The organism is Oceanobacter antarcticus (genome assembly GCF_044962685.1).
Classification (GTDB): domain Bacteria; phylum Pseudomonadota; class Gammaproteobacteria; order Pseudomonadales; family Oceanobacteraceae; genus Oceanobacter; species Oceanobacter antarcticus.
In genome coordinates, this window is sequence record NZ_JBBKTX010000026.1 from 37,844 (window position 1) to 58,846 (window position 21,003).

Below are 21,003 nucleotides of genomic sequence, written 5' to 3' on the forward strand. Positions count from 1 at the left end.
ATAAAGCCGCGCGGCTGTTTGGGCATTAAAAGTCTAAAATTACATCTTGCCGGGCCCCCCATGACGGTATATTTTCTATACCTATGTATTCTTTTGAATTTGACCCAAAGAAGAGTGAATCTAACCAGAAAAAGCATGGGATTGACTTTTTTCAAGCCCAAGCCATCTGGCAAGACACTGATTTTATTAAAGTTATGGCTAAATCAGAGGATGAGCCAAGGGCTTTGGTGGTCGGCATGATCGACGGGAAGCATTGATCTGCCATTATTACTTACCGTAAAGGGGACATCTATTTAATCCGGTGCTCACTCTGGGCCACCGGATGGTTTCGAATCACGAAGCCGACTTGCAGGCCTGACGGGTCAAGTCAAAAGTCGGCGACACCGAGTCGAGATCATCCGGCAGCCCCCGAAGGGCGCGGGTTGCCGCCGTCCAGTGCGGTGTTGACGAATTTGAAAAGGACTCGTCATTTCGCTGCATTCGTCGCCTTGCCCTGAACAACGGCAACACTCGCGCAGAGCCGTGCAGGATTAAATAGATGTCCCCTAAAGACAAGATTCGGATTATCCCCGTCAGGCGGTTCCGGGAATCTGAGGTGGTACTCTATGAAAGCTAAATCACTGGATAAGAAGTTCGACGATAACCAATCGGATATCGTCGATGAACTCGATCTATCAACAATTAAGCGTCCCAATCAAACTCAGAAGAGAGTCAACGTAGACTTTCCTACCTGGATGATTGAATCCCTTGATAAAGAAGCAACACGTCTTGGCGTTACTCGCCAATCCATTATCAAGATATGGCTTGCTGAACGTTTGGAGCAATCAACTTTTAACAAGTCAAGCAACCGGACGCAGTAAACTGCACCGTTTCTTTGGACGTTATACATTCGAAGGTGCGTAAGGAGAGCATATGAGAACAGGGTTGGTTATTTACGCTTCATCAATTGGTCGATTAGCCGAATTCTATTCTCACGTCTTCGGGCTTGATGCCGTCGAAAGTGACAGTTCATATATGTTACTGGTTGATGGAGATTTTGAGCTGGTGTTACTTGAAACGGAGATTTCTAAAACGGCGCTTAATTCACATGAGCCCAGAGAGAATACGCCGCTAAAGCCAACATTCTTTATCGATACTCGCCTCGAACTAATTGGGGAAAAAGTCAAAGAAAAAGGTGGCACTATATATCCGCCAAAAAGCTGGGAGTTTGGTGGCCGTCAAGTATGTGATGCCTGTGACTGTGAGGGTAACATTTTCCAGTTGAGGGTTGGGAAAAATGCATAATCGGGTAGCCGAGGGTCTCTAACCCTCAGCCCCCACAACACCCCGCCCCACAACACCCCGCATGCGGATCCGGACAGGGCGTTTCACTGAGAATGGTGAAGTTTGATCCAACCATCGCCTGAACAGCAAGATTCTTCGCGCAAGCGACGCAGACTGACGCAGTCACTCCCAACAATGGCCATTCTCTGGATCAAACAGGAAGTGACCATGAAAAAAACCAGCCCATCCTTCGTCTATCGCGCCAGCTGCTCACAATGTCGCTGGCACAGTCTGTATAACTCTCTGAGCGAGATACCCGAATATTGCCCGGACTGTCATGCCTATGCGCTGTACGTTGATCAGCAAGACACACTATCGGCCCACCTGCAGACCGATACATTCACTCAATCAGCCGGTCTGTTTGCTGTCAAAAAAGCACAACATACCCTGCATTTATTTGGCGCTATACTCGCCAGGCTGGATAGAGCCTAAGACCCATAAGGATATGAACCATGTCTAACGATTACTCCACCTTCGCACGTCGCATGGAAATGCTGCGTATGATCCCGGAAGAACCGTCTCCGCCAGTCAGTACCCGCGCCATCTGGGAAAAACTCAATCCCCATTTCCCTTGCCACAAGCGCACCGTTGAACGAGACCTGGTTGAGCTGTCGCAGCATTACGCCTACTACTGCAGTGAACAGGGCAGAGGCCAGACATGGCGTTTTCTGAAAGGTCGCAAGGAACTTGCTCCGACCAGTACGGCAGTGATTGCATTGGGCTACCTTCAGGCGCGGCCCTATTTGCAGCAAGTATTACCAGCCGAGGTCTATCAGGGCATAGAGCCCCAGTTTACTGAAGCGGAAGCCGTACTCCAGCGCCACGGCAGCCACCTGAGTGCCTGGCCTGAACGAGTTCGGGTACTCCCCGGATTAAAACAATTGCAGAAACCGGCATTTAATCATCAGGTTTGGGTGACACTGACCCAGGCGCTGCTGCTCGGCAAACAATTCACGGCCCTGTACGCCAAACGCACCGCAGATCACCCGAAAACCCTGCGGTTCTCACCGCTGGGGCTGGTGAGCAAGGGTAATGTTCACTACCTTATTGCGACGGCGAACGACTACACCAACCCGGTCATTTTTGCATTACACCGAATCTCGAATGCCGAGCTGTCAGACGACAGCATCGACGAGCATATTCACTTCAATATTGATGAGTACATCGCCAATTTTGGCTGGACACCCGCCGGAGAGATCATCCTCAAGGCAGACATTGCTCCGGCTATCGCCCAACGGCTTGAAGAAACCCCACTCGGTGATGAACAGAAGATTACCCCGCTTGATGGCAGCGACTGGTATCAGCTGGAAGCCAGAGTACCCGACGATCAGGAGACCAAGTGGTGGGTATACGGTCTGAATCATCATATTCGGGTCACCGCACCGCCACATTGGGTGGATGAATTCAGGGAGAACTCATACAAGATGATGGCCTTGTATCAGCAATAAACGACGGCATAACGTCCCTGAATAGCATCGAGAAAAGAGGCATCCTTGCCCTGCATCCTTGCTTAACATCCTTGTGCCGCCCTGATACCAACGTCCTGTTCCGTTTGAAGGGGCAATCCTGCTCCCTCAGGCAATATCGGGGCTACAAGCGACATATCTGTCGGGTAACCGGTGAGTTGCAACCCAGTTGCCCAAATAACTGCGTTTAAAAAGCCAGCTTGGCGAACAGATGCAAGCGGCTCAATTTGAGGTCTTCGCTAAAGGTATTGCCCTCTGCTTTTTTCTTGGTAGCCCTGATCAACTCAACGCCATACTTCAGTGGCTTGTAGGCGTTATAGATCAGGTTCAGGTGCATCGAAGAGAAGTCACCCATATCGTTGCCATCAATTTCAGAGGTGGTTTTGGCCAGCCGCAACGTAGAACGGAATGCCGGGGAAAACACGTGTTGATAGGCCACTTTAACGCCGGTCTGCCTCGATAGCTCCAGGCTGTCGCCGCTGAAATCGTAGGCCGCCACATCACCAAAGTTCATGTAACCACCCAGGCCGGAACCCGAGATCAGCGCAAACTTGAGATGATCGCCCGCCATATTGATACGACCGGAGAATCGTCCGGCAATCGCCGTAGCACTGTCGTCTTTGGTGCCATCATCGACATTGATTTTCTGCACCAACACACCGGCGGAAAGATGGCCGAAACGGGTTTTGGCGGTGTACTTGGCAACCAGATCCGGGACGTTCGGATCTTCCGAGTTCACCGGCTGTTCAGCAGCCAGTTCCAGGGTGTCATCCCCCATTGGGATGGCGTATTTCACCAGCGATTTACGTGAAAAAATACGCGCAGCAGGGCCACCAAAGTCGGCGGTTTCTGCCAGTGCTCCCAGATCCATAAAGGTACTCCAGGTGCGGCCAATGGTAAGATTATCCTGCTGCAGGTAAGCATGGCGCAGGTTAAATACCCGCGCCGTGCCGGAGAAGAAGTCACCCTCAATCACGGCTTTCAGGTTACCGGCGGGGGTTCCGGTGCTGGAGTGGACAAACTTGAGGCGGGATTCCAGTGACGACATGTTCAGGTCACCCTCTTCGTCTTCCGCTTCGTTTTCATTCAGGGTGATCAGTGACTGTCCACGGGTATGGGTTGCAGAGCCGTCGTTCTCGGCATCAAACAGAATATCGGTTTTGACATAACCACTGAAGCTGTTGCTGCTTTCAATCTCGGCCTGAGCCATGGCCGATGCTGCCATTACCGCTGCCGCCAAAACCGTGATCGAGAACCATCCTGCATTATTGTTATTGTGCATGGTATTTCCTGCCGTTAGTTGTTTTGTGCTTGTTATTTTCCATTTGCAGATATTGGTCGTTCTGGCCATGCCAGCGCCACAAATGATCAAAAAACTATATCCAAGGGTTCCCGACGGGTATCCCGTAAAATAGTAGGGAGAAAAAAACCGGATATGTTATTGATTATAAAATCGGCAATAAAAATCCCGACGGCTACCAAAGCACTAGTCAGCCACCTATTTTGATTGTTTTTATTATTAATAAAAAAACACTGACAATGAATTCGTTAAGGTTATTAATAATATTAAAAGCCCTGCTATAGTCGTCCTGCTATAGTCTCCCTTCTATAGTCGCCCTACTTTAGTAGGAATATGAGTGCTTTCTTCCCGGAAAGGCTTGCCTGACCCAGAAAGCCGGGAGTAGATTCACGGAGATAATTATAAAAACCGGGATAATGTATGTACCAGGTTCTGATCGCTGACGATCACCCACTCTTCCGCCGCGCACTGAGTGATGCCTTGGCTGAAACCGGCATGCCCTGCTCCAGCAGTGAATGTGAGGACTTTAATCAGGTACTGCAGACGGTTGGGCAACAAGCCACCGACCTGTTATTGCTCGACCTGCGTATGCCGGGTAATACCGGACTGATGGGGTTAATGCGACTGCGGGCCGAGTTTCCGCATCTGGCCATTGTGGTTGTCAGTGCCAGTGAAGACCGGCTGGTGATTGAAAATGTTCGCCAGCTGGGAGCACTGGGTTATATCCAGAAGTCGACCACGATTGAAGGTATCAGTCAGGCGCTGGCGCAGGTGATGGAAGGCAAGCTGAGTTTTCCTGAATTTACCGATCAGCCCAACAACGATATGACGGCCCGTCTGGGCCAGATGACCCCCCAGCAACTGCGGGTGTTGCAGTTGATTGCCGAGGGGGCGCTGAACAAGCAAATTGGCTACACGCTGAACATCAAGGAAACCACAGTCAAATCCCATATCAGCGATATTTTCCGCAAGCTGAACATCAATAATCGCACCCAGGCGGCACTGATTGTGCAGCAGCTGGATATTCCGGACTGAGGCGTTCGTCGCGAGGGAAAGACTGGTTTGAGCGATGTTTGCGTAATTTTGAGGCGAATAGTGGTTCTATTTAACCAGAATTTGCTCAAAAAAGAGCCAGCTTCAGCTTTTCGCAGTAGCGCAGCCCTAAGCCCGACAGCCTGCTAGAGCATCTTGTTCAACAGTGCTCGTAACGCCATTGGTTTCACTGGTTTGCGTAACAACATGAAGCCCAGTTCTTCTATCCGCTGTTTGACCTCATCGGTGTAGTCGGCAGTAATCACCATGCAAGGTACCTGGCGCTGCCAGACCTGGCGGAATCCGGCCATCACATCCAGCCCGGTGACACCCTGATCCAGGTGGTAGTCGATGATCACCAGATCCGGTATCTGCCCGGCAAGGGCTTTGCGGGCGCGGTTAAAGCTGTTGGCGGTAATCACCTGATAGCCCCAGTCGCCCAGCAACATGGCCATGCCATCAATAATCTGCTGTTCGTTATCGATGCAGAGCACCAGCCCGGAACCGCGTTCGCCTTGATCATCACGAGCAGACGGCGTGGCCGTTAATGGTGCGACGGTCGTTGGAATCGACACACTGAAGCAACTGCCCTGCTCCGGTTCGGAAACCACCCTCATAGGGTGATCCAGCAACAAACACAAACGCCGTACAATCGATAATCCCAGCCCCAAGCCTTTGGTATTCGCCGGAGCATGAGGCTCAACGCCATTACGGACTCCTTCAAGGCGATGAAATTCTTCAAAAATCATATCGAGTTCATGGGCCGGTATGCCGATGCCGGTATCCAGTACCTGCACCTGTACGCCCTGTTGCTGACGTCGAGTGCCAACCAGTATCTTCCCCTGACGGGTGTAGCGCAGCGCGTTGCTCAGCAGGTTTTGTACGATACGCCGCAACAGTACCGGGTCGGAATCCACTCTGGCGCTGCTGCGCAGATAGTGAAGTTCGATACCTTTCTGTTCCGCCAGCGGGCGGAACTCATCCACCAGCGAGTCCAGCACCCGACACAGCGCAAACACCTGGCGGCGGGGGCGGACGATATCGGCATCCAGTTTGGAGATTTCCAGTAACTCGTTCAGTAATGACTCAGCGGAGTGCAGCGACTGATCCAGATGCTGGGCCACCGGCATGATTTCATCCACCGCACCGGGACTGGTTGCCTGCTTGCGCTCCAGTTTGTTCAGTATCGACGCTGAAAACAGCGACGCCGAATTTAATGGCTGCACCAGATCGTGCCCGGCAGCGGCCAGAAAGCGGGTCTTGTTACGGCTGGCCTTTTGCAGGTCATTATTCAGTTCGGTGAGTTTACGGGTGCGCTCTTCGACCCGCTGTTCCAGCACTTCGTTGGCGCTGCGTAACTGGTCTTCGATATGGCGATATTCGGTAATGTCGCTGTACACCGTGATGTAGAGATTTTCGCCAATCGGGGTGCCACTCAGTTCGATCGAACGACCATCACGGGTTTTACGCACGTAATGCAGTATCTCCCGATTGCGTAACTCCCTGAAGCGTTGCGCCACCAGTGCGTCAACATTCTGGTCACCATAGCCGCCGGAACGGGCAATATGCCCCAGCAGTGCCTCGACCGACTGGCCGACGTACAAATACCCTTGGGGGAAACCGTACAAGCTGGCAAAGCGCTGATTCCAGGCCACCAACGTCAGGTGTTCATCCACCACCGTGATGCCCTGATTGAGGCTGTGCAGAATGGAATTGAGCAGGTCGCGATTGAACAGCACTACCTCGGAGACTTCCTCAACCAGATTATTCAGCGTGGTGTACTGGCCGGTATCGTCCTCAACCAGATTACGTAACAGCAGCGCCGACCCCTTGCGTCCCACCACCGAACTGAGCAAACGATCCGCTTCTTTGAGCATGGGTTCATCCACTTCGCCACGATGCAATATCCGACCGGTGAGCGGATTGCTGAAATCTTCAAAAAACGCGTTGACCTTGGCCGGATTGATAAACCGCTGCAGCAACGCACGTAAATCCTGGGCCCGAATGGCATAACGCCGCGAACTGAGCTGACCCGATGAGCCGGTACTGTAAACAAAACGCTGGGCTTGTTCGGTGTCGGCAAAACTGGGTTTGTGATAGAGCGACGCAATCACCAGCATCAGGGTATTCAGCATCAGGCTCCAGAAGGTGCCGTGCACAATCGGGTTGAGTTCATTCAGCCCCAGCAAGCCGTGGGGTTGTAAAAACGCCAACCCCCATGGCCCGTCAAGAAAGGCCGGATCCACCCAGCCCATATCCGATACTACCGGCAGGAACAGCGTGTAAGACCACACCGCAAACCCGGTGCCGATCCCCCAGTAAGCCCCCATACGATTGGCACCGTGCCAGATCATTCCGACCAGTATCGCTGGCGCAAACTGGGCGATAGCAACAAAGGCCAGCAAGCCGATTTCCGACAAGCTGTGAAACTGCGACAGCAAACGGTAATAAATAAAGGCCAGCGCCAGCACACCGACAATCGCCACCCGGCGGATCAGCAACACCCGCAGCTTGATGCCAGTGCCGTTACCCTGCCAGCCAAACTTGATCAGAATGGGCAAGACGATTTCATTACACACCATGGTCGCCAGGGTGATTGAGGAGATAATCACCATCGACGTCCCCGCCGACAGCCCGCCGATATAAGCCAGCAACGCCAGCCATTCCTGATGAAATGCCAGTGGCAGTTCCAGCGTGATATAGGTGAAGGATTCCAGCAGATCCTGATTCAGCATCGCCACCATGCCGAGTGGCAATACAAACAGATTGATCGCCAGCAAGTAGAGCGGAAACATCCAGCGGGCGGCACGAATATCGCGCTGCGAGCGGTATTCCACTACCGCTACGTGGAAGTGACGCGGCAAGGCAATAATGGCGATCCCCCCCAGCAAGGCATGGGTCAGATAGACACTGGGATCGGCATAATCCGTCAGGGTACGGGCAATATCACCTTCTGCCATGGCCTTGTTCACCAGATCGGCAAAGCCGTCGTACAGACCATACACAGCAAACAGCCCGACGGCGGTCAGTGCCACCAGCTTGACCAGCGATTCGAACGCAATTGCCAGCATCATGCCCTGATGGCTTTCGCTGGAATCCACCGTACGGGTACCAAACAGAATACTGAAAATGGCCATGATGCCAGCGATGATCAGCGTCGGGTCGCTGTACCAGCTTAATTCGACCGAACTGGTCAGCGTTAGCAGCTGGAAACTGGCAGACACCGCCTTGAGCTGCAACGCGATATAAGGCACCACCCCCAGCAAACACAGTAGCGCCACCAGAATGCCCACGCCCCGGCTATGACCGAAGCGGGCCGAGATAAAATCGGAAATTGTGGTGCTGTTTTCCTGCCGGGCGATCTGGATAATCCGATCCATGACCTTCCAGCCCACAGTAATCAGGAGGATGGCTCCGGCGTAGGTCGGTGCCAAAATCCAGCCATGGGTCAGCGCCTGTTGTACCGTGCCGTAAAACGCCCAGGTGGTGCAAAAAATGGCCAGCGTCAGACTGTACACATAAGGCTGCCAGGAAGGCCGCATCCAGCGTGACCCCCAAATGGCGATCACAAACAAAAAGCCGACGTACATCAGTGACAGCCCACCGACAAACCAGACCTGATGAATCAGGCTATCCATGGAATCGGCCTCTACTCGCGCAAGTCGTCACGCGGTCTGTTGATACTGAAGTCATTATTACTGAGGCCATTATTATTGTTTACCCCACAAAACGTGAATCGGAATCGGCCTGATCTCTCTTGTATACAGGTTATTTCTCCCGCTCAACCTACTTTGGTAGGTCTTGGCAAATTCCCCTACCAAAGAAGGGTAGGATGCCCCAGGCCGCCTCCCTATAGTTTTTCACACACTCTGGCGTGCCATTTTTTCAACCAATGGACGTACAGCTACTGAAAAAATAATAATCAGGATCAGGCTATGAAACGCACTCTTACGACTCTGGTGGCCACATCAGCGCTGGCGCTCTGCTGCACTGCCGTACAGGCAAAACCTGTCTTACTGAAAACCCCGATTGCTTTTGGCTCTAACCTGCCAGCCCTGGGAACACCCATCGCGTGGGTTGCTGAACAACTACCGATTGTCTCGGGTGGCGAAGTCAAAATGAAACTGTATGAGCCGGGTAAACTGGTCGCTCCGCTGCAAATCCTCGATGCGGTATCCACTGGCAAAGTTAACTCAGGTTACTCCATCGCCGGTTACTGGGCTGGCAAAATGCCTGCCGCCGCCATCTTTTCAACCATCCCGTTTGGCCCGGAAGCGCCGGAATTTGCCGCCTGGATGTACTATGGCAACGGTCTCAAGCTGTATCAAAAAATGTACGATGATGCCGGTTACAACGTCCACGTTGAGCCCTGCGCACTGATCAGCCCGGAAACCTCTGGCTGGTTCAAAAAGCCGGTCAACTCCCTTGAAGACCTCAAAGGTCTGAACATGCGTTTCTATGGTCTGGGTGGTGAAGTACTGGCCAAGCTGGGGGTCTCCACCTCACTGATTCCAGGTGGTGAAATCTTTGGTGCATTGGAAAAAGGAGCCATTGATGCCACCGAATTTTCGCAACCGGCGATCGACCAGAAGCTCGGTTTCTACAAGGTTGCCAAGCACAACTACTTTCCTGGCTGGCATCAGCAGGCCACCTTCTTTGAATTATTGGTCAACGGCGATACCTGGAAAGGCATGACCGACCAGCAGCGCGCCGTGGTATCAACCACCTGTAAGGCATCGGTCACCAACTCGGTGGCAGAGTCTGAATACATTCAGTTTGAAGCGATCCGCGCCAACATTGAGGAGCGCGGCGTAACCGTGCACGAGTGGCCGAAAGAAATGCTAGATGCCTTTGAAGGCGCATGGGAAGAAGTCGCCACCGAACAGCGCAAGGATCCGACCTTCGCGGCGGTCTATGACGATCTGCAAACCTTCCGCAGCAACTACAAGTTGTGGTCCAGCCGCGCCTTTCTGCCTCGCGATTGATACGAGCCTACCGGGCCGCAGCTGAGTTGCTGCCGACAGGGTGTCTGCCAGGCACCCTGTTTTGTTTTTCGCATCAACGCTTTATCAACGAACACTCGCAGGAACACCCATGAACCAGCACCCAGATACTGCCCTTCCGGTGCCATTTGCCGACACCGTCGATCGGCTGCTGATCCGGCTCAGTCAAGCCGTCGCCTGGATCTTCGCCATCCTGATGGTGGTGATTCTCACCCAGGTCATGCTGCGTCGCGGCTTCAGTGCCGGCATGATCGCGCTGGAAGAACTGCAATGGCACTTATACGCCATCGGCGTCTTTGCCGGTGTCGTGTATGCCCAGGCCAACAACAGCCACGTGCGGGTGGATGTCCTGCACGGTCAGTTCGGCCCAACAGCCAAACATCTGGTAGAAATTCTCGGGCTGACGTTATTGTTGCTGCCGTTTTTGTCGCTGGTGTTTTATCACGGGCTGGATTTTGTCTATCAGTCGTGGCGCATTAATGAGCGCTCGATTGCACCCGCCGGGCTGCCCTGGCGCTGGCTGATCAAAACCCTGATTCCCGTCACCATGGGGTTAATGATCATCGCCGCACTGAACCGCCTCTTTCGTGAAGCCATCCTGCTGCAACGTCATCTGAGCGGAGGTCACCACGATGGACATTAATGAAATCCTCATCATCGCCATGTTCGCCAGTTTTATCCTGCTGCTGTTTAGCGGTTTTCCGGTCGCCTGGGTATTGGGCGGTGTTGGTACTGTGTTTGCCCTGCTGGCCTACCTGTCGGATACGTACCTCGACACCCTGATTGGTATCGACTTTACCTCGGTGGGGTTGGTCGTTGACCGCACCTACAAGATCATGGACAACTGGATTCTGGTGGCACTGCCGATGTTTATCTTTATGGGCAACCTGCTCGATAAGTCTGGTGTCGCCGAAAATCTGATGAAATCCTTCCAGGCGCTGTTTGGCCGAGTACGCGGCGGGTTGGCCATTACTGTCGTGCTGATCGGGATTATTCTGGCGGCATCCACCGGTATTGTCGGTGCCTCGGTCGTATTGCTGGGGGTCATGTCACTGCCTGCCATGTTGAGCCAGGGTTATGACAAAACCGTCACCGTCGGCACCATTGCCAGCGCCGGGACGCTGGGTATCCTGATTCCTCCCAGCATCATGCTGGTGATTATGGCCGACCAGCTGGCGTTGTCGGTTGGCGACCTGTTTATGGGAGCGGTTATGCCCGGCCTGCTGCTGGGCGTGTTGTACATCGTCTACATTCTCGGCTGGGGTCTGTTTAAACCCTCATCCATGCCACTGGACGACAACATTCAGCCAGTGACGGCCAAGGTCTGGATCGATGTTTTCAAGGCCGTAGCACCCACATTGGCGATGATTCTGGCCGTACTCGGCAGTATTTTTGCCGGTATTGCCACGCCGACGGAAGCTTCTGCCGTAGGTGCAGCGGCGGCTATGGGCCTGGCCTGGCAAAACAAACGGCTGACTATCAAGGTCGTGCGCGAATGTCTGCACGATACTCTCAACGTCAGCGGTTATATCTTCGCGATCTTTATCGGGGCCACCATGTTTGCACTGGTACTGCGGGAACTGGGCGGTGACGAATACATCGAGTCGTTACTGACCGCCCTGCCGTTTGGCCCCTACGGCATCATTCTGTTTATTCTTGGCATCGTATTTTTACTCGGTTTTATCCTCGACTGGATCGAAATCACGCTGATTATTCTACCGCTGGTTGCGCCGGTGATCAGTGCCTTGGAAATTTCCATCAACGGCTACGGCGTCATGGATAATCCGACTCTGGTGTGGTTTGTGATGCTGGTCGCGCTGACCTTGCAGACCTCGTTCCTGACACCGCCGGTGGGTTTCTCGCTGTTCTATCTGAAAGGTGTGTGCCCGCCGGAAGTATCGTTAGCGACCATATATAAAGGCGTGATTCCGTTTATTCTGCTGCAACTGACCGCCCTGGCGTTGCTGATCATCTTCCCCGGTCTGGTCAACTGGTTCCCGGCCTACGTCTACGGGCCATAACAACCGGAGAGATCAAAGTGGCCATGGCTGGCCGTGCCTGCAAGGCGGAATCTCACCCCGCCTTGCAGACAGCCCCTTTTCTGGGGTGCCGCATCAGGATACCGCTGAAAATACCCGTGCGAAGCTGGATTGTTCATGAATATCAATCGGCAAGCGCAGCTTGCGAGAGATGTCACTGGCGGAGAACAGGCCCCGGATTTTGTGGTTTTCACGATCCACCACCAGACAGTGTTGCTGATAGTTATCTTGCAGGCAGTTCACCACATCGCCAATGGTTGAGAGCACCAGTTCGGAGTAATTCAGCGCGGTCAGATCTTTCTTGCGGGTCATCAGTTCCGAGACCAGCACTTCTTTCAGGCTGCTGAGGCCGGTATTGGTTGCTTGCAGCAGAATGTACTGATCCGACAAATGCTCTGCATCAATGATACCGAGAAAGCGGTTATTCTCATCCACCACCAACTTCAGGCGGACATGGGTCTTGATCATCATGTTGCGAGCTTCGACGGCAGTCACCGAGGATTCAATCACCATCGGTTCGCTGTCGATAAAATCGGTAAAAAACGCCTTTGCTGGGCTGTTCAGTGAGATATGCACGGGTTTTTCAGGAAAGGCCAGTTCATCGACGTTTTGTACTGGGTGCAGAGTCAATTTATGCATGGGAAATACTCCTCTTTTGCCTGTTACCGCAGCGATACTGATCGGTCAGGCAATATTCTGATTGTTGGGTGAGATTCGGGAGTCTGGCCAAAGGGAGCGGGGGAAGCTGTCCATTGGCCAGAGCAATCAAAAACGGCGAGGAGGGCCGCGAACCCGAATGCTGGCGCGATGCTGCGTCCGGTAATCCGGCACCATCGCAGGCAACAGCACAACCATCAGCACAAGCGTCAGCAGGAATAACGTAACCGGAGCAGGTGGAACATAGCGGTCGTTGTCGCCATCCAGCAATGCGGGGGGATCACTGAACGCAACCTGACTACTCCAGAAAGCGCCGTGGTCACCCTGGGCATCCAGCCAACTGACCGCACTGATGGCACCCAACAAGGAGACACAGAAGAGCATACGCAGCATGATGCAACGATTGATCATTAGCTCTCCCCGGTTCGATAGATTGCGCTAAACGGCAATCGGTGGTTGATACGTTCAAGATGACGGATTTAGCGTCACTGTTGAAGTATAGACTGAATATTCTGTTTAAGTTCTCCACCAAAGACGTTCAAATGGGACAATCCTGTAAATTATTACATCATTATTGCCCCACCTAACGGAATGGCATCAAAAATGCCATTAACGTATGCCGGGAGTCAGCCCAAATCCCCACCACCGACCGGAATCACCGAACCGGTAAGGTAGGAAGATTCATCCGATGCCAAAAACAGAATGGCATTGGCCTGTTCCTGCGGCGTCGAGTAGCGCTTCATCAGAGTAGAATCGATGGTCTGGTCGACAATCTGCTGATACCAGATTTCTTCCTGCTTGCTTTGTTTGTTGGTGTTGCGCGGAATTCGACGCGGGCCAACGTCGGTGCCGCCCGGCGCGGTAGCGTTTACCCGAATACCGTATTCGGCATTTTCATACGCCAGACAAGCGGTCAAGGCATTCACACCGCCTTTGGCAGCCGCATAGGGCACCCGGTTCAGGCCACGGGTGGCAATCGACGAGACGTTGACGATGGTGCCACTGCGTTGTGCCTGCATGGTATCGAGCACCGCATGACAACCCCACAAGGTCGGAAACAGCGAGCGTCTGATTTCTTTTTCGATCTGGGTCGGTTTGTAGGCTTCATAGGGTTTGGCCCAGATGGTGCCGCCGACGTTATTCACCAGCACATCGACCCGACCCAGCTCTTCAATGACCGAACGGATAGCGTCGTTGGCACTTTTGAATTGCTCCAGATTGGCCAGTCGGTAGAGGGTGTTGGGTGAACCGGCAGCGAGGCAGGATTCGACCACTTCTTCGACGATGGGCGACAGATCAATCAAGGCCAGTATCGCGCCTTCCGCCGCCATGGATTCCGCCACCGCCCGGCCGATGCCTTGAGCAGCTCCGGTGACGATAACGACTTTGTTTTCAAAACGGGATGGACGCATGAGGTGTTCTCCTGAAGCGAGGTGGTGTGCAAAACACACCACCACAAACGGGCGATGTTCAACTGGAAGCAAATTTCTCGTAATAGAAATTCACTGGCTTGATGCCTTTATCGGTCATAAAGCCGTTGACGGCATCCACCATGGGCGGCGGCCCACAGAGGTAAATATCGAGGTCGCCGTTGTGTAGCACGCCGTCGTCCATATGATGGGTCACGAAGCCTTTAACCGGGTATTCCGCATCCGGGTTGGCGGCACAGGCGGTGAAACTGAAGTTGTCGATCCGGGCGGCAAAGTCTTCCAGCTTGTCCATTTCAACCAGGTCACCGTCGTTGGTAACGCCGTAAATCAGATGTACGGGGTGCGGGCAGCCGTCGCGTTCGAGTTTTTCCAGCATCGCCAGAAAAGGTGCCAAACCGGTACCACCGGCCAGCATCAACAGCGGACGTTTGACATCACGCAGGTAGAAGCTGCCGAACGGGCCACGCAATGTCATGGTATCGCCCGGCTTGGCGTCGTTGACCAGCCAGCTGCTCATCAAGCCGTCCGGCACGACCCGAATCAGGAACGACACAGCACCACGGTCTTCTTGCACCAGCGAGCTGAACGAGTAGGCACGGGTTTGATCGGTGCCGGGCACTTGCAGGTTGACGTATTGTCCCGGCAAGAAATGCATGGCACGAATCTGGTCACTGGCAAGGGTAAAGCTGAAGGTGGATGGTGACAGTCGGTTAAGTGCCACCACCTCGGCATGAATATCTGCCATCTGGGTCTGTACACACAGGGATGACAGCGCCGGGACGTTAATCACGCAATCCGTTTCTGCCACCATGCAACAGGTAAGCACCTTGCCCGCTTCCGCTTCCTGATCTGACAGCGCATCTTCGATGTAATCATCCATTTCGAACTGGCCGGATTCCCACTGGCATTTGCAGGTGCCACAGGCACCGTCACGACAGTCCATCGGGATATTGATTTGCGAGCGGTAGGCGGCATCAGCAACGGTTTCACCCGCCATGGCGTCGATAAAACGGGTAACCCCGTCTTCAAAATTGAGTGCTATTTTGGGCATAGCGGTGTCTCCAGCCTTTGTTGAAGGCTTTTGTCGTTATGGTTCTGCGAGAGAGTGGCGATTGAGCGGTATGCACGGGCGGGTGCCTGGTTTGACCATCGCCCGCTGCACCACTCCACTTGAAGCCGCCGATAACAAGCACACAGGGTGAACACTGCGCACCCTGTGTGCTTGTTATCGAGCATCAGACATCGTCTTACACGTGATAGATATCGACGACGTGATGAATGTAATCATTTTTGATCACGACGGTTTTCTTCAGAATACGAATACCAGCGTCGGTCTTTTTCAGCGTCACAAAAGCGTTGCCGAAATAGGAATCCACGGTGTTGTAGCGCACGCTGTGGGTACACCAGTTGTAGCGGATATCACAGCTGTCGCCATGGTCGGCAAGTATTTCAACATTGCTGGTGTTATGGCTGGTACGCGGCTCCGGCAAGCTGGAGGCACTGGAGCGTTCAGTCTTGATACGGAACACCCGGTCTTCGAGACCGTCGCGACGACGGTAGTACATCAGCGAGACATGGGCTTGCGGGTCGGTCACCAGTTCGCCATCGTCATCCCAGCTGGGAATCCAGAACTCTGCTTCCGGGTCGTAGTGTTCCAGCCACTGATCCCATTGCTTGTCGTCCAGCGCACGGGCTTCGGAGTACAGGAAGTTCAGAATCTGTTGGTATTCAAAGCTCATTATGTTGCTCCTTAGCCTTTGGCTTTATCCGAACCGGTTTTGTCGACACAGGCAGACAGGTAATCCACCCAGTAACGGTGCTGAATGGTGTACAAACCTTCGTCTTCCGATTTGGCACCACTCATCACCGGCTTGAGGTCAAGGGCTTTGGCCGCGTCGTCCGGGCCGTTGATCCAGTGGGTGGCACCCCGGCACATGTCGTTCCATGGCAGCCCACCGGCTTTGAAGCCTTCCTGACAGGCACGGAATTCTTCCAGATCATCCGGCGTCGCCATGCCTGAGGCATTAAAGAAGTCTTCATACTGGCGAATGCGGTGGGCACGGGCGTCGGCACTCTCGCCTTTGGGTGCGATGCAGTAGATGGTGACTTCGGTTTTATCGACTGAAATCGGGCGGAAGTGACGAATCTGCGAGCTGAACTGATCCATCAGAAAGACGTTCGGGTACAGACAGAGGTTACGCAAGTTACCGATCATCCAGTCGGCCCGCGCTGCACCATACTGGGCAACCAGCTCGTCACGTTTTTCATACAGCGGGCGATCTTGCGGGTTAGGCCATTGCATCCACAGCAGAATGTGGCCTTGCTCGAAGGCGTAGAAGCCGCCTTTCTGTTTGTTCCAGGTCGACGCATCCATGGCTTTGACGTCATCGTCGGACATGCCATTTTTACGGCGTGCGGTGGTCGCCACATAGTTCCAGTGCACGGACGACACGTGGTAGCCATCGGCACCGTTTTCAGCCTGAACCTTCCAGTTACCATCGTAGATATAGCTGGATGCGCCCTTGACTACTTCCAGCCCCTGCGGTGACTGATCGACAATCATGTCGATGATCTTGGCCGCTTCGCCCAGGTGTTCGGTCAGTGGTTTGACGTCTTCTCGCAGCGAGCCAAACAGGAAACCACGATAGGATTCAAAGCGGGCGACCTTGGCCAGGTCGTGGGAGCCTTCGCAGTTGAAGGAATCCGGGTAACCGGCTTCTTTCGGATCTTTTACTTTCAACAGTTTGCCGGAGTTATTAAAGCTCCAGCCATGGAATGGACAGGTAAGAACCGACTTGTTGCCCTTTTTGGTACGGCACAACACCGCGCCCCGGTGGGAACAGGCATTGATAAAGCAGTTCAGTTCACCGTCCTTGTTACGGGCAATAAATACCGGCTGGCGACCCATATAGGTGGTGAAAAAATCGTTGTTTTCGGCAATCTGGCTCTCATGGGCCAGATAGATCCAGTTGCCTTCGAAGATGTGCTTCATCTCCAACTCGAACAGCTCAGGATCGGTAAACATGTCACGGCGACAGCGAAACAGGCCCTGTTCCTTGTCTTCTTCCATCATGCTCTGGATTTTTGTTATCAGTTGCTCGTTCATCAATGGACCCTCCGTATTGATGTTCAGGTTAAAAGCCTGACGAAATACGAACTATCCAGAGCCGGATAAGGTTTATCCGTTTTGTGCACAGTCGGGTAATGAGTTTAACCGAGCCGAAAAAGCCGCAGCCGCAGGCCAGAAAACGGGGTGTTTACCCCGCTGGCCGTCTGCAAAAATATCAGGTAACAACCGTTAGAAACGTGTCGTGTAACTTGCGATGCGCGTAATCCAGACCACCGCCCTCGCCCAGCCCTTCAAATGTCCAGGTGATCGGTTTGTGATCCGGATAGGTCTGATAACCGCCCATAAAGGTTTCGAACCGGTTACCGGAAGGATCCCAGGCGTAAATGGTGCAACCTCGGGTAATACCATGGCGAGTGGGGCCAATATCCACCGGCACATCGTTCATCGCCATAATGTCAGCCGCACGTAATACCTTCTCCCAGCTTTCCAGCTGGAAGGCGACATGGTGCAGCTTGCCAGGCTCGGAATGTTCAACAAAGGCGATATCATGGGCCTTGTTGGAACAGCTGAGCCAGAGCGCAATTTCACCCTCCCGATCCGGGGTCAGGGTGCGCTCAACCAACTGAAAGCCCAGCACCTCAATCAGAATCTTTTTGGCAGCCGCAGTATCCGGGCCATACAGCAAGCAGTGATCCATACGAATAGGGGCGATGCCTTTTTCGGCGTTGGCATTCCAGGGTGCCGGATTCAACTCAGCGCTGTCGTTGCCCACCCACGTCTTGTCGGCGTACAGTTCGATCAGATGACCAGTAGGTAAAGTGAAACGCACCCGCTCGCCGGTTTCCAGCATCTCGCCAGCAGGCATACGACTGGTTTCCAGACCATAGTCGTTTAATGCGCGCTCAAAATGGAGCAGGGTGTCGTTATCCAGCACCTTGAAAGCAAAAAAATCGATCCCGGCACGATCAGCTTCACGAATCACCACACTGTTATGATCCTGTTCATCCCAGGCCTTGAAATAGACCCGGCCTTGATCATCCCGGCCGGTTTCCAGCAAGCCCAACACATCCCGATAGAAATGAACGCCCTGTTCGAGATTCAGCACCCGGATCTGAGCATGACCCGGCCGCAATACACCTTGAATCGCCATCAGTTGATACCTCTTGTTATTGTTTACCAGTTAGACGATTAAGGTATCCAGCGACACCATTCCGATCTAATACCTAATAGGCAAGAGTCCAATACTGATTTTGCATGATGTATTGTATTTTGACGAGCATCATTGACTTAGTGCCAGGTCAATATTCGATGAGAAAAATTGTTTTTTTAACGTCGGATGACGGCAATGGATTGATTATCCAGATTGCCTCAAGCACGGTCGCAGAGGTGCTTCCAGATCGTGGATATATGGCACAAATAGGCTTCGGTTTATGGCTAAAAAGCGGGATTTTACGGTTTATTGGGGTGCTTTGGATGTTAAAAATAAGCAGCAAAAAAAGGGGATTACCCGGCAAGAATCAGTCAACCATTTTTGACAAAATGATATCCCGACTTTGGATTGATCCGCCATAAAAACAGCAGGAAACTCCCTGTTCGGTAGAGGGCAAAAAAAAATCGGCAATACAGTACCGTTTATGAATAATAAACGAGTACCTTTCGCCGATGTTTAATCATTCTGGTTTAAAATCACGACAGCAATCGTTTTAAAAACCGCTGCCGGTCAGCAGCTTATGCTCCTTTTAAAAAATCGACGACAAGCTGATTAAAGCGGTCTTTATGTTCTATTTGAGTCCAATGCCCGCAACGACCAAATACATGCAATTCTGCCCGCTCAATAAGTTCTGCCAGACGAAGACCGGCAGACAGCGGCACGACAAAATCTTCGCGTCCATGCACAATCAGCGTGTCGTTAGCCAGTGCTCGTAGCGCTTCATCCGAACTGGCCAGGGCATCGACCCAACGCTGGCGCGGCGCTGGGAACATACGCGCAAAAGACTCCTGAAATCCGGGCTGAATACTGGCGTTATAACGCAGTTCAGCTAATTCATCGGTCACAAGCGAGCGATCATAGGCAAAAACATCAAGCAGTTTACGCATATTCGCAATCGATGGCTCATAGCCCCAAACTGCATTCAAGCCATCCGTGAGCTCAAATTTTGTACCGGCAGAACCCATGAGAATCATTCGATCCACCCTTTCCGGGTATTTTACCGCAGCAGCAATGGCCAAGGCGCCGCCAAAGGAATTGCCAACAACATGGGCTTTTTCAATATCCAGGGCATCCATCAGCCCAATAATATGATCAACCCAATTCTCCATGCGGTATTCGAAATCAGCAGGCCGTTCGGTGAATCCGAAACCGACCATATCTGGGGCGATAACACGAAAATGTTCACTAATAGCTGGCATATTCAACCGCCAATTGGCATAAGCGGTCACACCAGGGCCAGAGCCATGAATCAGAATAACCACAGGCCCTTCGCCACTGTCGTGATAATTCGTTTGAATATTCGCCGCTACGACATTTTTCGATATTTCTGGATTGGTCATGACACTCTCCGATTACATCATCCGCATTTATAGAATGCTGAATTAAATAGTTGGCCCCCCTGTATGTCAACCTAAGCCTGAGCCAGTGGATTTTGAGATAACATCTAAATCAGGGCGCTCAGGAGAATGACCATGCCAAAACCTGCTACCACTGTTAATCCCAAAGTTGAACCCAGTCCCGCACTGGAAAAGCGGGTGCGCAGAGCCTTCAGTACCGAATACAAGTTATCCATCATCCAGCAAGCCGAGGCCTGCCAGCATGGTGAGTTAGGGGAACTACTGCGCCGTGAAAAATTGTATTCCAATCAACTGTCTCAATGGCGTCGGGAACGGGATGAGCGAGGGCTGGATGGTCTGAAAAAATCCGCCCCAGGTCCAGCGCCGAAGAAGACCGCTGAGCAAAAACGTATCGAACAGCTCGAAAAAGAGAACGACCGGCTACGCAAGCAGATCGAGATTCAGAATGGCTGCCTGACGCTCCAAAAAAAAGCCTTGGATCTACTGGACATGCTCGACGAGGACGCGTCATGAATCAGTTGCTGCAGGCACCATTACCCTCCGGTATTTCTGAACGCCTTGCTTGTCACGTGCTGGATATTTGTCGTAATACCTTTCGTGCCATACGCGCCCGTTATCATTTTTGCGGGCCGGTGAGCCCACACCGCCGAAAGCGCAAGGATACCCAACAGCCACGGGCCCTGAGTGTCGAAGAGCGTACTCAGGCAAAAGCGGTATTGAGCAGCACTGAGTATCAGGATCAACCACCGGCGCAGGTGTATTACAGCCTGCTGCAACAAGGCACCTACCTGTGCTCCATCAGCACGATGCACCGACTGCTGCGAGCCGATGGACTCAACGGCGAACGCCGTCTTCAGCGTCCGCGCCAGTCGCATGCCATTCCACGGCTGAAGGCGACCGCGCCCAATCAAGTCTGGACCTGGGACATTGCCAAGCTGCCGACCAGGAAGCGCGGTGAATACCTGTCCTTGTACGTGGTCATGGATCTGTTCAGCCGTTACATTGTGGCCTGGATGCTGTCACGCAAGGAAAACAGTGCGCTGTCCAGCCAGCTGATCATGGAAGCGCATGAACGTTATGACATACAACCCGGTACGCTCACGCTGCATCAGGAT

At 52.9% G+C, this 21,003-nt stretch carries 23 protein-coding genes; 12 read left to right on the forward strand and 11 right to left on the reverse strand.

Annotated elements, in window-relative coordinates:
* The first annotated feature begins 83 nt into the window (after positions 1–83).
* Positions 84–257 carry a BrnT family toxin gene (locus tag WG929_RS17665; RefSeq protein WP_369855793.1) on the forward strand — a complete coding sequence of 58 codons (174 nt, stop codon included), beginning with the start codon at positions 84–86 and terminating at the stop codon, positions 255–257.
* A gap of 76 nt (positions 258–333) precedes the next feature.
* Here the strand turns inward: WG929_RS17665 and WG929_RS17670 are convergent, their stop codons facing one another.
* A complete protein-coding gene (locus tag WG929_RS17670; RefSeq protein ID WP_369854690.1) occupies positions 334–480 on the reverse strand; it encodes a hypothetical protein in 147 nt (48 codons plus the stop codon).
* Between the two features lie 125 nt (positions 481–605).
* Between WG929_RS17670 and brnA the strand changes: the two genes are divergently transcribed.
* The 4 genes from brnA (at position 606) to WG929_RS17690 (ending at position 2,771) form a co-directional block, all read left to right on the forward strand.
* Complete coding sequence (brnA, locus tag WG929_RS17675) at positions 606–860, forward strand: type II toxin-antitoxin system BrnA family antitoxin (RefSeq protein ID WP_369855794.1); 255 nt, start codon at positions 606–608, stop codon at positions 858–860.
* 52 nt (positions 861–912) lie between these two features.
* The gene (locus tag WG929_RS17680) at positions 913–1,284 is read left to right on the forward strand and encodes a VOC family protein (protein ID WP_416207147.1); all 372 of its coding nucleotides are present in this window, start codon (positions 913–915) and stop codon (positions 1,282–1,284) included.
* A 207-nt stretch (positions 1,285–1,491) separates the two neighbouring features.
* Positions 1,492–1,755 carry a hypothetical protein gene (locus WG929_RS17685; RefSeq protein WP_416207148.1) on the forward strand — a complete coding sequence of 88 codons (264 nt, stop codon included), beginning with the start codon at positions 1,492–1,494 and terminating at the stop codon, positions 1,753–1,755.
* Positions 1,756–1,775: 20 nt separating this feature from the next.
* The gene (locus tag WG929_RS17690; protein ID WP_416207149.1) at positions 1,776–2,771 is read left to right on the forward strand and encodes a helix-turn-helix transcriptional regulator; all 996 of its coding nucleotides are present in this window, start codon (positions 1,776–1,778) and stop codon (positions 2,769–2,771) included.
* A 205-nt stretch (positions 2,772–2,976) separates the two neighbouring features.
* On the opposite strand, the gene WG929_RS17695 is transcribed toward WG929_RS17690, so the two are convergent.
* The gene (locus WG929_RS17695; protein WP_416207150.1) at positions 2,977–4,071 is read right to left on the reverse strand and encodes a DcaP family trimeric outer membrane transporter; all 1,095 of its coding nucleotides are present in this window, start codon (positions 4,069–4,071) and stop codon (positions 2,977–2,979) included.
* Positions 4,072–4,509: 438 nt separating this feature from the next.
* Between WG929_RS17695 and WG929_RS17700 the strand changes: the two genes are divergently transcribed.
* Positions 4,510–5,124, forward strand: coding sequence for a response regulator (locus WG929_RS17700; RefSeq protein WP_369855799.1), 615 nt, complete (start codon positions 4,510–4,512; stop codon positions 5,122–5,124).
* Between the two features lie 143 nt (positions 5,125–5,267).
* On the opposite strand, the gene WG929_RS17705 is transcribed toward WG929_RS17700, so the two are convergent.
* The gene (locus WG929_RS17705; protein ID WP_416207151.1) at positions 5,268–8,759 is read right to left on the reverse strand and encodes a hybrid sensor histidine kinase/response regulator; all 3,492 of its coding nucleotides are present in this window, start codon (positions 8,757–8,759) and stop codon (positions 5,268–5,270) included.
* Between the two features lie 297 nt (positions 8,760–9,056).
* Between WG929_RS17705 and WG929_RS17710 the strand changes: the two genes are divergently transcribed.
* The 3 genes from WG929_RS17710 (at position 9,057) to WG929_RS17720 (ending at position 12,145) form a co-directional block, all read left to right on the forward strand.
* Positions 9,057–10,106: a TRAP transporter substrate-binding protein gene (locus tag WG929_RS17710; protein ID WP_369855801.1), complete on the forward strand. Its 1,050-nt coding sequence runs from the start codon at positions 9,057–9,059 to the stop codon at positions 10,104–10,106.
* Positions 10,107–10,215: 109 nt separating this feature from the next.
* The gene (locus WG929_RS17715) at positions 10,216–10,767 is read left to right on the forward strand and encodes a TRAP transporter small permease subunit (protein ID WP_416207152.1); all 552 of its coding nucleotides are present in this window, start codon (positions 10,216–10,218) and stop codon (positions 10,765–10,767) included.
* Positions 10,757–12,145, forward strand: coding sequence for a TRAP transporter large permease (locus tag WG929_RS17720; protein ID WP_416207153.1), 1,389 nt, complete (start codon positions 10,757–10,759; stop codon positions 12,143–12,145). The genes WG929_RS17715 and WG929_RS17720 overlap by 11 nt, the downstream gene beginning before the upstream one ends.
* A 93-nt stretch (positions 12,146–12,238) precedes the next feature.
* Here the strand turns inward: WG929_RS17720 and WG929_RS17725 are convergent, their stop codons facing one another.
* From WG929_RS17725 to WG929_RS17755, 7 genes are all read right to left on the reverse strand, one after another.
* The gene (locus tag WG929_RS17725) at positions 12,239–12,802 is read right to left on the reverse strand and encodes a CBS domain-containing protein (protein WP_416207154.1); all 564 of its coding nucleotides are present in this window, start codon (positions 12,800–12,802) and stop codon (positions 12,239–12,241) included.
* A gap of 126 nt (positions 12,803–12,928) precedes the next feature.
* Positions 12,929–13,231 (reverse strand): hypothetical protein, encoded by a 303-nt coding sequence (locus WG929_RS17730; protein WP_416207155.1) that lies wholly within the window; start codon positions 13,229–13,231, stop codon positions 12,929–12,931.
* Between the two features lie 215 nt (positions 13,232–13,446).
* A complete protein-coding gene (locus WG929_RS17735) occupies positions 13,447–14,232 on the reverse strand; it encodes a 1,6-dihydroxycyclohexa-2,4-diene-1-carboxylate dehydrogenase (RefSeq protein ID WP_369855806.1) in 786 nt (261 codons plus the stop codon).
* Between the two features lie 58 nt (positions 14,233–14,290).
* Positions 14,291–15,301: a benzoate 1,2-dioxygenase electron transfer component BenC gene (gene benC / locus WG929_RS17740; protein WP_416207156.1), complete on the reverse strand. Its 1,011-nt coding sequence runs from the start codon at positions 15,299–15,301 to the stop codon at positions 14,291–14,293.
* Between the two features lie 196 nt (positions 15,302–15,497).
* Positions 15,498–15,989 carry a benzoate 1,2-dioxygenase small subunit gene (gene benB, locus WG929_RS17745; RefSeq protein WP_369855808.1) on the reverse strand — a complete coding sequence of 164 codons (492 nt, stop codon included), beginning with the start codon at positions 15,987–15,989 and terminating at the stop codon, positions 15,498–15,500.
* Between the two features lie 11 nt (positions 15,990–16,000).
* Complete coding sequence (gene benA / locus WG929_RS17750) at positions 16,001–17,356, reverse strand: benzoate 1,2-dioxygenase large subunit (RefSeq protein WP_416207157.1); 1,356 nt, start codon at positions 17,354–17,356, stop codon at positions 16,001–16,003.
* Positions 17,357–17,534: 178 nt separating this feature from the next.
* Entirely contained in the window at positions 17,535–18,470 is a 936-nt protein-coding gene (locus tag WG929_RS17755) for a catechol 2,3-dioxygenase (protein WP_369855810.1), read from the reverse strand.
* 158 nt (positions 18,471–18,628) lie between these two features.
* Here WG929_RS17755 and WG929_RS17760 point away from each other — a divergent pair, with 158 nt between their 5' ends.
* Positions 18,629–18,892 carry a hypothetical protein gene (locus WG929_RS17760; protein WP_416207158.1) on the forward strand — a complete coding sequence of 88 codons (264 nt, stop codon included), beginning with the start codon at positions 18,629–18,631 and terminating at the stop codon, positions 18,890–18,892.
* A 156-nt stretch (positions 18,893–19,048) separates the two neighbouring features.
* Here WG929_RS17760 and WG929_RS17765 read toward each other — a convergent pair whose 3' ends face one another.
* The gene (locus WG929_RS17765) at positions 19,049–19,870 is read right to left on the reverse strand and encodes an alpha/beta fold hydrolase (protein ID WP_416207159.1); all 822 of its coding nucleotides are present in this window, start codon (positions 19,868–19,870) and stop codon (positions 19,049–19,051) included.
* Between the two features lie 132 nt (positions 19,871–20,002).
* Between WG929_RS17765 and WG929_RS17770 the strand changes: the two genes are divergently transcribed.
* Positions 20,003–20,401: a transposase gene (locus WG929_RS17770; RefSeq protein ID WP_416207160.1), complete on the forward strand. Its 399-nt coding sequence runs from the start codon at positions 20,003–20,005 to the stop codon at positions 20,399–20,401.
* Positions 20,398–21,003: DDE-type integrase/transposase/recombinase (locus WG929_RS17775; RefSeq protein WP_416207161.1), on the forward strand; the 606-nt coding region annotated here is incomplete at its 3' end. The genes WG929_RS17770 and WG929_RS17775, both read left to right, overlap by 4 nt.